This window comes from Mycoplana rhizolycopersici, from assembly GCF_013378445.1.
GTDB classification, from domain to species: domain Bacteria; phylum Pseudomonadota; class Alphaproteobacteria; order Rhizobiales; family Rhizobiaceae; genus Mycoplana; species Mycoplana rhizolycopersici.
The window spans coordinates 91,959-104,749 of sequence record NZ_JABXYK010000008.1 but is presented as its reverse complement, the minus strand read 5'-3'; the positions used below and the strand labels follow the sequence as shown (position 1 = coordinate 104,749).

Annotated in this window: 11 protein-coding genes and 1 other RNA gene; all 12 read left to right on the top strand. The window is 63.8% G+C overall.

Annotated elements, in window-relative coordinates; all coding sequences use genetic code 11:
• Window positions 1-196: 196 nt before the first annotated feature.
• Window positions 197-910 (top strand): J domain-containing protein, encoded by a 714-nt coding sequence (locus HV823_RS14545; protein WP_176950583.1) that lies wholly within the window; start codon window positions 197-199, stop codon window positions 908-910.
• Complete coding sequence (locus tag HV823_RS14540) at window positions 907-1,683, top strand: N-acetylmuramoyl-L-alanine amidase (RefSeq protein WP_176950448.1); 777 nt, start codon at window positions 907-909, stop codon at window positions 1,681-1,683. The genes HV823_RS14545 and HV823_RS14540 overlap by 4 nt, the downstream gene beginning before the upstream one ends.
• Window positions 1,684-1,990: 307 nt before the next feature.
• Entirely contained in the window at window positions 1,991-2,515 is a 525-nt protein-coding gene (locus HV823_RS14535) for a lytic transglycosylase domain-containing protein (protein WP_176950447.1), read from the top strand.
• Between the two features lie 212 nt (window positions 2,516-2,727).
• A complete protein-coding gene (locus tag HV823_RS14530; RefSeq protein ID WP_176950582.1) occupies window positions 2,728-3,921 on the top strand; it encodes an NAD(P)/FAD-dependent oxidoreductase in 1,194 nt (397 codons plus the stop codon).
• A gap of 95 nt (window positions 3,922-4,016) precedes the next feature.
• Window positions 4,017-4,414: RNase P RNA component class A (rnpB, locus tag HV823_RS14525), an RNA gene on the top strand.
• A gap of 480 nt (window positions 4,415-4,894) precedes the next feature.
• On the top strand, window positions 4,895-5,335 hold the full coding sequence (gene mraZ / locus HV823_RS14520) for a division/cell wall cluster transcriptional repressor MraZ (RefSeq protein ID WP_176950446.1): 441 nt from the start codon (window positions 4,895-4,897) through the stop codon (window positions 5,333-5,335).
• 14 nt (window positions 5,336-5,349) lie between these two features.
• A complete protein-coding gene (rsmH, locus tag HV823_RS14515; protein ID WP_176950445.1) occupies window positions 5,350-6,375 on the top strand; it encodes a 16S rRNA (cytosine(1402)-N(4))-methyltransferase RsmH in 1,026 nt (341 codons plus the stop codon).
• Window positions 6,376-6,378: 3 nt separating this feature from the next.
• Window positions 6,379-6,774 (top strand): cell division protein FtsL, encoded by a 396-nt coding sequence (gene ftsL / locus HV823_RS14510; protein ID WP_176950444.1) that lies wholly within the window; start codon window positions 6,379-6,381, stop codon window positions 6,772-6,774.
• Window positions 6,774-8,525: a peptidoglycan D,D-transpeptidase FtsI family protein gene (locus tag HV823_RS14505; RefSeq protein WP_176950443.1), complete on the top strand. Its 1,752-nt coding sequence runs from the start codon at window positions 6,774-6,776 to the stop codon at window positions 8,523-8,525. The genes ftsL and HV823_RS14505 overlap by 1 nt, the downstream gene beginning before the upstream one ends.
• Window positions 8,526-8,596: 71 nt before the next feature.
• Window positions 8,597-10,051, top strand: coding sequence for a UDP-N-acetylmuramoyl-L-alanyl-D-glutamate--2,6-diaminopimelate ligase (locus HV823_RS14500; RefSeq protein ID WP_176950442.1), 1,455 nt, complete (start codon window positions 8,597-8,599; stop codon window positions 10,049-10,051).
• Window positions 10,048-11,481: a UDP-N-acetylmuramoylalanyl-D-glutamyl-2,6-diaminopimelate--D-alanyl-D-alanine ligase gene (locus tag HV823_RS14495; RefSeq protein ID WP_176950441.1), complete on the top strand. Its 1,434-nt coding sequence runs from the start codon at window positions 10,048-10,050 to the stop codon at window positions 11,479-11,481. Before HV823_RS14500 ends, HV823_RS14495 begins: the two co-directional genes overlap by 4 nt.
• A 207-nt stretch (window positions 11,482-11,688) precedes the next feature.
• Window positions 11,689-12,789 carry a phospho-N-acetylmuramoyl-pentapeptide-transferase gene (gene mraY / locus HV823_RS14490; RefSeq protein ID WP_097139654.1) on the top strand — a complete coding sequence of 367 codons (1,101 nt, stop codon included), beginning with the start codon at window positions 11,689-11,691 and terminating at the stop codon, window positions 12,787-12,789.
• Window positions 12,790-12,791 lie beyond the last annotated feature (2 nt).

Genomic DNA, 12,791 nt, shown 5'->3' with positions numbered 1-12,791 from the left:
GTCCTCCTCTGCTCGCATTCGCGGCGCCGGGCGTCAAATTCAATGGGGTGGCCGTCTCATCAATAATTGGAATGCGTCCACTTGTTGAGGGCCATCAAAATTTCGTTATGCGGCATTTTGCGGGGCGGCTCGACTTGCTTTCGCCGCAGATGTCTGATCAAGATCACCTTATGTTCTCACCCATGGGCCGATCATGATGCCTTCCATCTGGGACCGACTTGTCAGCATGGTCGCTGCGGCCGCCAGCAACGCGCTTTCGAGCGTGGTCGAGGCCGTGCGCACGCTTCTGGAAGGCGACCCGGAGACGCGCCGTCAGGTGGCGTTCTCGGTCGCCATGATCGCGCTGTCGGCGAAGATGGCGAAGGCGGACGGCGTCGTCACCACCGCCGAGGTGGATGCATTCCGCGACGTCTTCAAGTTCCCGGCGGACCAGGCGGCCAATGTCGCCCGTCTCTACAATCTCGCGCGTCAGGACGTCGCCGGTTACGAGGCCTATGCGGAGAAGATGGCGGCCCTGTGCGTGTCCTGCGAGAACAATTGCCCGATCCTCGAAGACATCATCGACGGCCTGTTCCATATCGCCAAGGCCGATGGCCTGATTCACGATAAGGAAATGGCTTTCCTTTCGCGGGTGGCGGAAATCTTCGGCATGGCGGATGGGCGGTTCGAACAGATCACCGCGCGTCACGTACACATCGACGGCCGTGATCCCTACAAGGTGCTCGGCGTTTCCCCGGAGGACGATTTCCCGACAATCCGGAAGCGCTACCGCGTTCTCGCTTCCGAGCATCATCCGGACAGGCTGATGGCGCGGGGCGTGCCGGCCGAGTTCCAGAGGATTGCCAATGACCGCATGGCTGTGCTCAATGCGGCCTATGCGGAAATCGAGAAAGAGCGCCTCGCGGCATGACCGCCTTCACAGCTGATTTTCCCGGTGCGATGGTCACGCCGTCGCCGAACCATGGCGAGCGCGCGGACGGTTGCCGGCCGGACATGATCGTCCTCCACTACACCGGGATGCCGAGTGCGGAGGGGGCGCTCGCCTGGCTTTGCTCCGAACAGAGCGAGGTTTCCAGCCACTACTTCGTTCACGAGGACGGTCGCGTCCTTCAGCTCGTGCCAGAGGCCCGGCGCGCCTGGCACGCTGGCAAGAGCCACTGGAAGGGCGACACTGACATCAATTCGCGCTCGATCGGCATCGAGATCGTCAATGCCGGCCATCCCGGTGGGTTGCCCGATTTCCCGCAAGCGCAGATCGCGGCGGTCGTCGAACTGTGTCGCAATTGCGGCGAAAGGTGGAGGATCGTGCCCGAGAGGATCCTCGGACACAGCGATGTCGCCCCCATCCGCAAGGTCGATCCGGGAGAAAAGTTCCCCTGGGACCGGCTCTTTGCAAGTGGTGTCGGGCACTGGGTCGAGCCTGCCGCCATCGCCGGTGGGCGGTTCTTCCAGCGCGGAGATGCCGGCGCACCCGTCGAGGCCCTGCAGGCGATGCTGTCTCTCTATGGCTATGCCACTGAAATTACTGGTCATTTCGATGAAAGGACGGAAGGGGATGTCGCTGCTTTCCAGCGTCATTTTCGTCCCGCACGGGTCGACGGCATCGCCGATTTCTCGACGATCGACACGTTGCATCGGCTGTTGAAAAGCCTCCCGGATCGGGGCGAATTCGCTCAGGCGTGATCACGATATATTACACTCATTAATACAAGTTTAGTCGTTCGCCACATCCTGACCGGATTGGGAATGTCTTTTCCGCCCTGCCTCCGGTCCCGCCGGCGCAGGTTGCTCCCAAGAACCTCGCAGCGAAGACGGATCGAGGCGCCGGGCATTCGGCGGCGGCAGGTAGGGCCTCCTCCGCGACTGTCTGGGTCCGTGGCCGATGGCGCGGGCCATTCCATGACGATTTATCCCTGCGCGGGGTGCCGGTCGATGGGCCGGTTCCTCAAGGCCAAGCCGTGCGCCCATATGACTGGAGACTTTGATACACATGAGGAATTCGATCGTGGCCGCAGGGGCGGCCTGCATCCTTGCACTTCTCGCACATACCGTATCGGCGAACGCCGGTCCCTTGAAGGAAACCACCGAAAGCCGCCCCCTGAAGACCGCAACCCGCACATCCGGCTATCCGATGATGGGCGCGCCCACCGGCTACTCCACCCTGATCAAGACCTATGCCCGCCAGTACGGTGTGCCCGTCGACCTTGCACACGCCATCGTCCGCGTGGAAAGCAATTTCAATCCCCGGGCGCGCGGCAGCGCCGGTGAAATCGGCCTGATGCAGATCAAGCCGGCGACGGCCCGGATGCTCGGCTACCGCGGTGGCGCCAAGGGGCTCTACGACCCGGAAACGAACATCAAGTGGGGCATGAAGTACCTCTCCATGGCGCACGAACTCGGCGGCGGCACGACCTGCGGCACGATCCTGAAATACAACGCCGGGCATGCCGCAAAGAGAATGAACCCGGTCTCCAAGCGCTATTGCGGCAAGGTGCAGAACCTGCTCGAACTCTAAGTTACGTCGCCTGCTTCCACGCTCCTGGAGCCAAACCCCGGATTCCGCAACGTCCGGGGTTTTTCCTTTTCTGCCGCAATGGTTTCGCCTCGATGCCTTTTCCTCTTCGAGGAATTAATGTCTGCTCGAGGAATTAATGTCTGCGTGCCGGATAGGTTCCCTTTCTGGCGCCGTTGTTTTAAGGCGGAACGACAAGCGTGGGTGGAAAAAGCATGATCGGCCAGTTCGAATTCGCCGTCGTCGGCAAGGGGATGATGGGGGCAGCAGCCGCGAGGCATCTGGCTGCAGCCGGTGCGCGCGTTGCACTGATCGGCCCGGACGAGCCCCATGACCGCAAGCGGCATGGCGGCGTGTTTGCCAGCCACTACGACGAAGGGCGCATCACGCGCACCATCGATCCGGATGCGGACTGGGCGAGGCTCGCCAATCGCTCGATCGCCCGATACCGCGAGATTGAGGCGGAGAGCGGGATTTCCTTCTTCACGGAGGCGGGGTGCCTGATCACCGGACCGCATCCGCAGGGCGGGGGCGGCTACCTCGATGCCGTGGTGGCTGCGCGCGACCGGCTTGGGGCCGATGCGCCGGTGCTGGACCGTGCGGCGGTGGGGGAGCGATTTTCCTGGTGCGCCGTTCCTGAAACGTCGGCAGGCGTGTTCGAGCGCTACGGTGCCGGCTACATCAATCCGCGGGCGCTGGTGGCCGCCGAGACCGCGTGCGCGGAAAGGCGCGGCGCCTCGGTGTTTCGTTCCGAGGTCGTGGCGATCGGCGAGACCGCCGAAGGCGTCGAGATCACCCTTCGCGATGGGGGGACGGTAAAGGCGGGGCGGGTGCTTGTGGCTGTCGGCGGCTTTACGATTGCGCCGGGCCTGCTTCCTCGTGCCCTGGATCTGACGGTCAAGGCGCGCACAGTGCTCTTCGCGGAGGTGGCGGAGCGCGACCTTGAGCGGTTCGGCGACATGCCGAGCTGGATCGACGAGAGCTGGCTGCCGGAGGAGCACTTCTATCTGCTGCCGCCCATCCGCTATCCGGACGGGAAATTCTATATCAAGATCGGCGGAGACCCGAGCGACGTGGTGCTCCATACGGAGAGCGCGGTCAGGGACTGGTTCCGGACGGATGGGGGCAGCGAGGCTGCGGCCCATCTGCGCCGGGTGCTTGCGCGCGCCATTCCCGACTTCTCGCCCGTCTCCCTTTCTTCAGCACCCTGCGTGACCACCTTCACCGCGCACGGCTATCCCTATGCCGGTTTCGTCGCGGGCGAGCGCATTGCCGTGCTGACCGGCGGCTGCGGGGCTGCGGCCAAGAGCTGCGACGAAATCGGCCGGGTCGGGGCCAGTCTTGTGATGCGCGGGCACCTCGACGAGCCGGACTACCGGACCGATTTCGCCGTCCGGTTCCGAACATAGGAAAGCGTACGCGCCGGTGCCGAATGTGGTGACGGGGTATCGCTTCGGCATATTTGCTCTGGTCATAGCGAAAGGGTTTGTCTAAGGAACGCGGGCCAGTTGGCCGGGCAGCCGCCTTCCGCAAGCGCCGAAAGGCCGCGGGGGGAGGAAAGTCCGGGCTCCACGGAAACACGGTGCCGGATAACGTCCGGCGGGGGCGACCCCAGGGAAAGTGCCACAGAGAGCAGACCGCCTTCGCATGCGAGGGTAAGGGTGAAAGGGTGGGGTAAGAGCCCACCGCGGACATGGCGACATGGACGGCACGGCAAACCCCACCGGGAGCAAGACCGAATAGGGATGACGCGAGCGGCGCAAGCCGCTCAGCCCGTTTCCGGGCCGGTCATCCGGGTGGGTTGCAAGAGGCCGGGCGCAAGTCCGGTCCCAGATGAATGGCTGCCACGTTCCGGCCTCGGCCGGAGCCATACAGAACCCGGCTTACAGGCCAACTGGCGATTTCTTTCTCTTCTCTTTCAGCGGGCGATTCGCCCCCACGCGACAGGCATCTGCCAGGCTCGCCTGCAGCTTGCGTCGCTGTGCCAATTTGAAGGCGATAATTCCCCTTTGCCAGTGAACAGGGCCGTTACGGACGGCCGCTGAAAAAGCCGGGAATCCGGCAGAATTTGCAATTGAATCCAGTGGCTTGGGGTGGGGAGGGTAACCTTTCGTTAAACTTAACGGCTTATAAACAATTGATGGTCTCACTCCGGGAATCCGGCCAATTCCCATTGACGCCCATATGGTCCCATGGTATCCCATAATCATACCGCACGAGGGCGAATGATCGCCCATTCATCGCAAAGTCCAGAAGCGTCCCGATTGGGGATGGTGTGGCGTGTTCGCGCTGCGCCCGGGTCGATTTGTGCGTGTGTGTTCTGTGGGGTTTTTCCGGCATTCGGTGAGTTTTCGCCGGTCAGGGAAGCGGCTGTAAGGCGTCATGAACCGGTTCCTGTCGAATGCGACAAACAGGATCGATGCGAAGGGGCGGGTCTCCGTTCCTTCGCTGTTTCGGGCTGTTCTTGCGCAACGCGACATCCGGGAGCTCTACTGCTTCCAGGACTTCGTGTTTCCGGCGATCAGTATCGGCGGTCTCGATCTGCTCGACCGGTTCGAGCGGCAGATTGTCGGCGAGGATCCGTTTTCGCCGGAGGCGAATCAGATGTCGCTCCTCATTCACGGGGGCGGCGTCTTCATGAAGCTCGATTCCGAAGGGCGGCTGATGGTCACGGATTTCATCCGCGACTTCACCGGAATTACGACGGATGTGACCTTCGTCGGTCGGGCGGATCATTTTCAGCTTTGGGCGCCGCAAACGTTCGAGGCAGTGCAGGCGGCGGCCAGGACGGAGCGCAGAACGCGAGGTCTGGGCTCAGGATAGAGTGGAGAGACGGGATGGCGGCGGATGCAGGCGGAGGAAATTCTGAAGCCGATGGCGGATCGGTCCGTCACATCCCGGTTCTTCTTGCCGAGGTGCTCGAGGCGCTGAGGCCTGCGCCCGGCGAGGTCATCCTCGATGGGACATTCGGGGCGGGCGGTTATACGTCGGCGATCCTCGACAGGGGCGCCTCGGTGATCGCGCTGGACCGGGATCCGAACGCGATCGCAGCCGGACAGGCGCTGGTCGATGCGGCCGGCGGACGCCTGACGCTCATTCATTCGCAGTTTTCCGAGCTTGCCCGCCATGTGCCCGAAGGCGGGCTCGACGGCGTCGTGCTTGATATCGGCGTATCCTCGATGCAGCTCGACGAGGCCGAGCGCGGATTCTCTTTCCAGAAGACGGGGCCGCTGGACATGCGGATGTCGAGCGCCGGCGTTTCCGCCGCCGACGTCGTCAACCGCGCCAAGGTCTCCGACCTGATCCGCATCTTCGGCTTTCTCGGCGAGGAGAAGCAGGCCGGCCGCATCGCGCGCGCCATCGAGAAGCGCCGCGCCGATACGCCGTTCGAGACGACCCGTGACCTTGCCGGCCTGATCGAGATCGTCACACCGCGCAAGGCCAAGGACAAGATCCATCCGGCAACCCGGGTCTTCCAGGCGCTGCGCATCTTCGTCAATGACGAGCTGGGCGAGCTCGCACGCGCGCTGTTTGCTGCCGAGCGGGCGCTCAAGCCCGGCGGACGGCTCGTCGTCGTCAGCTTTCATTCGCTGGAAGACCGCATCGTCAAGAAGTTCTTTCTCGACCGATCCGGCAAGTCCTCCGGATCGCGCCATCTGCCCGAACTAATTAAGCGCGACGTAATCTTCGCACCAGTTGGAAAGTCCATGATCGCCGCCAGCGAGGAGGAATGCGCCGTCAATCCCCGCGCGCGCTCGGCCAAGCTGCGGGCCGGCGAGCGGACATCGGCGCCTCCCGGTATGGACGACCTGTCGATTTTCGAACTGCCAGAACTTGCAAGCCTTGAGAAGATTGGAGGCTGATGGATGTTCCGCACCTTTGACGCGATCCTCGTCGTCGTGATGACAACGGCCGCGACCGTGACCTACACGATCAAGCACAAGGCCGAGAACAAGCTTGACGAGGTCCGCAAGCTCGATGCCGAAATCCTGCTGGAAGAGCACACGATCGACCTCCTGCGGGCGGACTGGGCGCTGCTGACGCAGCCAGCCCGCCTCAACAGGCTCGTAAAGGTCTTCGAAAGCGACCTGAAGCTCGTACCGACGGAATCCATCCAACTCGCGCAGCCGGCCGAACTGCCGATGCCGACCGCCGAATTGCCGGCGGTCGAGGAGGATGCCAAGGACGCCGACAAGGTGGCGAAGGCCAAGGGCGCCCCGGAGAACACGGACAAGATCAAGACAGGTTCGGTGGCACGCTGATGTCGTTTCTCTCCCGCATTATGGACGTCAAGAGCAAGGCCCATTTCTCGCATGGCGGCAATGGCCGGCCGGCCGGCGCCACGGCGTCGACGGCCTTCCAGGGGCACCGCAAGCGCAGCGCCTCCCAGGCGCGCAGCCGCGTCGCGGTCATCATGGCCGTCTTCGGGATCGCCTACTGCGTGGTCGGCGGGCGTCTGGTCCAGTATGCGATCACGGCTCCGGAATCGGTGTCGAGCATCGGTCCCGCAGACCACCTGCTTGCCTCACGACCGGATATCGTCGACCGCAACGGCGAAATCCTCGCAACTGACATCCGCACGGTTTCGCTCTATGCCGAGCCGCACAAGATCGTCGATGTCGACGAGGCGCTGGAACAGTTGCGCACCGTATTGCCGGAGCTGGACTCCAAGGCCACCTACAGGAAGCTTACGTCGAAATCGCGCTTCCAGTGGCTGCAGCGCCAGCTGACCCCGAAGCAGCAGAGCCGCATCCTGGCGCTTGGCATCCCCGGCGTCGGCTTCCGTCCGGAAAAGCGCCGCTTCTATCCGAGCGGGCCTGCCTCCGCCCACATCGTCGGCTACGTCAACATCGACAACCGCGGCATTGCGGGCATGGAACGCTACATCGACAACCAGGGACTTGCCGACCTTGCCGCGATCGGCATGACGAGCGACGCGAAGCTGGAGCCGGTACGCCTTTCGATCGACATTCGCGTCCAGTCGATGCTGCACGACGTGCTGACTGAGTCCATGGCGAAGTACCAGGCCGAAGCGGCCGGCGCGGTCGTCCTCGACGTCCATACGGGCGAGGTGCTCGCGATGGGATCGGTACCGAACTACGATCCCAACAATCCGGCCGAGAGCGCGAAGGACGGCTGGCTGAACCGCATGACCGACGGCACCTTCGAAATGGGCTCGACCTTCAAGACCTTCACCACGGCGATGGCGCTCGATTCGGGCAAGGTGAAGCTGACCGACAGCTTCGATGCGCGTTACCCGATCCGCATCGGCGGTTTCACGATCAAGGACTTCCATGGCAAGCACCGCGTCCTGACCGTGCCGGAGATCTTCCAGTACTCGTCCAACATCGGTACCGCCAAGATGGCCGACATCGTCGGCATCCCCGGTCACAAGGAGTTCCTGACGCGGCTCGGCCTTCTCAGCAAGATGCAGACGGAGCTGCCGGAGGTGAAGGCGCCTACGCAGCCGCGCGAATGGAAGAAGATCAATTCGATTACGATCTCCTTCGGTCACGGCGTATCGACGACGCCTTTGCAGACGGCTGTCGCGGGTGCGGCGCTGATGAACGGCGGCAAATACCTTCCGCCGACCTTCCTGCCGCGCAGCCGCGACGAGGCCGACGCCATGGCCCAGGCCGTCGTCAAGCCCAGCACGGGCGAGGACATGAAGTTCCTGCTGCGCTGGAACGCCATGAACGGCTCGGGCAAGCGCGCGCTCGTGCCCGGCTTCAACGTCGGCGGCAAGACCGGGACGGCCGACAAGGTGGTCAACGGCCGCTACGCCAAGAACGGTCTCAATTTCAACGCCTTCCTTTCGGCGTTTCCGATCGATGATCCGCAGTATGTGGTGCTTTCCTTCATCGACGCACCGAAGACCGGCGAGGGCGGCGGACGGACGGCAGGCCTCAACGCGGCCCCCATGGTCGGCGAAATCATCCGCCGCAGCGCCCCACTTCTCGGTGTAAAGCCGAAATTCGGGGAGGACGGGTCTGCCTTGCTCGTGTCTTATTGAGCGCAGAATGAACGGTGCTAGAGCCGATTCGCGAAGAACGGTGGGGCGCCTGAAGAAGAACAGAGCTGGACATGAAGATTTCAGACCTTGCCGGAACCGAAATACCTGACCTGGACGCCGCCGTGGCGGCATTGGAGATCAGCGGCATTTCGGCGGACAGCCGCAAGGTTTGCCCGGGCGACCTCTTCGTGGCCCTGCACGGCACGAAAGCGGACGGCACGGCCTATGTGGCGGATGCGGTGGCGCGCGGCGCGGCCGCGGTCGTGACCGGGCAGGCAGGCGCTGTCGACGCGCCGGTTCCCGTTCTCACGGTCGAAAACCCCCGCCGGTTCCTCGCGCTTGCCGCTGCCCGCTTCTTCGCACGCCAGCCGGAAACCATGGTCGCCGTCACCGGTACCGCAGGCAAGACCTCGGTCGCCTCCTTCACCCGCCAGATCTGGGCCCATGCCGGCCACCCGGCCGCGATGATCGGCACGACCGGCGTGACGGCGCCTGGCCGCGAAGACTACGGTTCGCTGACGACGCCCGATCCCGTTTCCCTGCACAAGCTTCTCGCCGAACTCGCCGATGCCGGCGTCACGCATGCGGCGATGGAGGCTTCCAGCCACGGGCTGGACCAGTCGCGCCTCGACGGCGTTCGCCTTTCGGCAGCCGCCTTCACCAATCTCGGCCGCGACCACATGGACTACCATCCGACGGTCGAACACTACATGGCCGCCAAGATGCGGCTGTTCGATACGCTTCTGCCGAAGGGGGCGCCCGCCGTCATCTTCGCCGACGACGAATGGTCATCGGCCGCGATCGAGGCTGCCAGCAAGGCAGGCCTCGACGTCCGCACCGTCGGCCGCAAGGGCAGCTACCTCGCGCTCAAGCGGGTAGAGCACTTCCGCCACAAGCAGATGGCAGAAGTCCATGTCGGCGACGAGATCTTCGAGATCCATATCCCGCTTGCCGGCGATTTCCAGATCGCCAACGCGCTTGTCGCGGCAGGCCTTGCGATGTCGACCGGCGTTTCGGCAAGGGATGCCATGGCCGCACTCGGCCATCTCGTCGGCGCCTCGGGGAGGCTGGAACTGGTCGGGCATGCGAAGAACGGCGCACTCGCCTATGTCGACTATGCCCACAAGCCGGATGCGCTCGAGAACGTGCTGTCCTCCGTGCGTCCGTTCACCTCCGGCCGCGTCATCGTCGTGTTCGGATGTGGAGGCGACCGCGACAAGGGCAAGCGGCCGATCATGGGCGAGATCGCCACCCGGCTTGCGGACGTGGTCGTCGTCACCGACGACAATCCGCGTTCCGAAGTGCCGGAAGTGATCCGCTCCGAGATCATGGCGGCGGCCAAGGGCGCAACGGAAATCGGCGACCGCGCAGCCGCGATCCGGTCTGCAGTTTCGATGTTGTCAGCGGGTGACACGCTGATCGTCGCCGGCAAGGGGCATGAAGAGGGGCAAACGATCGGCGGCGTGACGCTGCCGTTCTCCGATCACGCGGAACTCCGCAAAGCCCTGGAGGAGCTCGACCGTTGACCCGTTTGTGGACACTTCCGGATCTCGTGGCGGCAACCCATGGCCGCCCTATCGGCAACCTGCCGGCCGGCATCACCGGCATTTCCATCGACAGCCGCTCGATCAGCCCGGGCGAGGCCTTCTTCGCCATCAAGGGCGACCGGGTGGACGGGCATGATTTCGCAAGCCTGGCCCATGCCAACGGGGCCGCTCTCCTCGTCGTGAGCGAGGGCAAATTGCCCGCACTCGGCCGGCTGACCGCGCCGATGCTCGTGGTGCACGACGTACTGCAGGCACTGATCGACCTCGGCTGTGCCGCGCGCGACCGCAGCGGCGCCAAGGTGATCGCCGTCACCGGTTCGGTCGGCAAGACGACCACGAAGGAGATGCTGCGGCACGCGCTTTCGGCCTGCGGGCCGGTGCATGCCTCGGTCGCCTCGTTCAACAACCACTGGGGCGTGCCGCTGACGCTGGCGCGCATGCCGGAGACCACCGCCTACGGCGTCTTCGAAATCGGCATGAACCACGCCGACGAGATCCGGCCGCTGGTGAAGATGGTGCGGCCGCATGTGGCCATCATCACGACGATCGCTGCTGCCCATCTCGGCAATTTCGCCAGCATCGACGAGATCGCGCTGGCAAAAGCGGAGATCTTCGAAGGGCTTGCGCCGGGCGGGCATGCGCTGCTCAACCTCGACAACGCCCAGTTCCCCATTCTGGAGAAAGCCGCGAAAGCAGCCGGTGTCGAGCATATCCACACGTTCGGCGCGGACCCGCAGGCGGAATTCCGCCTGATCGAGTTCGTGGCCGGCGCGCAGCACAACGTGCTTTGGGCATCCATCGGCGGGCAGACGCTGGAGATCCCGATGGGCGCTCCCGGACGTCACATCGCTGAGAATGCGGTGGCGGTCCTCGGTGCGGCGCATGTCGTGGGCGCAGATATAGAGAAGGTCATGCACGCGCTTGCGACGATGCAGCCGGAGAAGGGGCGGGGACGACGCTACCGGCTGTCGATCGGCAACAGTTATTTCACGCTCATCGACGACAGCTACAACGCCAATCCGGCGTCGATGCGGGCGGCGATCTCGCTTCTGCGCGATGCGGTCCCCGGCAAGGACGGGCGACGCATCGCCGTCCTCGGCGACATGCTGGAAATGGGCGAGTTCTCCTCCGATGTGCATGCGGAGCTGGCGGAGCCCCTGGCCGAAGCCGGTATCGAGGACGTCTGGATCGGCGGGCCGGAAATGGCAGCACTTAATGCGGCAATCGGCGACAGTGCGCGGGTGGAATATCGCAGTGACGCCGATGCGATGAGCCAATTTGCTCTTGAAGCGGTGCGTCCGGGTGACGTCCTTGTGGTCAAATCGTCGAAATCGACCGGTTTTAGCCGGATCGTCTCGGCGTTGCTTGACAAGTACGAGGCATTCTCCGACACGGAGCGCGCAGAATGATGCGCCGCGTGACCTCCGGGTGCGCGGCGTTTTGATGAATGGCATTGGCGCATGGCGGCGGGCGATTTTCTGCCCCGGTGCCTGCGCGAGGGGATAGCCAGGGCACGTCGCTCTTGCGCTTCCAATTTCGACACTTGTGCGGGGACGTTGCGATGGGCGGTATTCGTCCGGCTGCGCCCCTGCAGAACCTTTGGGGATAATTCCAGAATGCTGCTTTGGCTTGTCGAACTGGCGAAAGAAATCCAGATCTTCAACCTCTTTCGCTACATCACGTTCCGCACGGGCGCAGCGCTGTTTACTTCCGCGGCCATCGTCTTCCTGTTCGGGCCGGCCATCATCGCATCCCTGCGCGTGCGCCAGGGCAAGGGCCAGCCGATCCGCGCGGACGGGCCGCAGACGCATTTCAAGAAAGCCGGCACGCCGACCATGGGCGGGATCATGATTCTCGCCGGCATCGTCGGCAGCTCGCTTCTGTGGGCGGATCTTTCGAACATCTACGTCGTGGCGACGCTGCTCGTGACCCTCGGCTTCGGCGCCATCGGTTTCTACGACGACTACCTGAAGGTGACGAAGCAGACCGACAAGGGCTTTTCCGGAAAGGCGCGGCTCGGGCTGGAATTCATTATCGCCGGTATTGCGACCTACTTCATGATGCGGGCCGCCATCGCCGCCGGCCCTGATGGATCGACGCTCGGCTCGTCGGTCGCGTTCCCGTTCGCCAAGGACCTTCTGCTCAATCTCGGGCTGTTCTTCGTCTTCTTCGGCGGATTCGTCATCGTCGCGGCGGGCAATGCCGTGAACCTGACGGACGGCCTCGACGGGCTTGCCACGGTCCCGGTCATGATTTCGGCCGCATCGTTCGGTGTGATCGCCTACCTCGCCGGCAATGCCGTCTTTGCAAACTACCTGCAGATCCATTTCATCCCCGGTACGGGTGAACTGGCCGTCATCCTCGGTGCGGTGATTGGTGCCGGCCTCGGCTTCCTCTGGTTCAACGCGCCGCCGGCCGCAATCTTCATGGGCGATACCGGTTCGCTGGCGCTTGGCGGCCTGATCGGCACGGTCGCCGTCGCCACCAAGCATGAGATCGTCATGGCCATCATCGGCGGCCTGTTCGTGATGGAAACGCTGTCCGTCATCATCCAGGTCGGCTCGTTCAAGCTGACCGGCAAGCGCGTCTTCCTGATGGCGCCGATCCACCATCACTTCGAGAAGAAGGGCTGGACGGAGAGCCAGGTGGTGATCCGCTTCTGGATCATCGCGGTCATCCTCGCGCTCGTCGGTCTCTCGACCCTGAAACTGCGGTGATC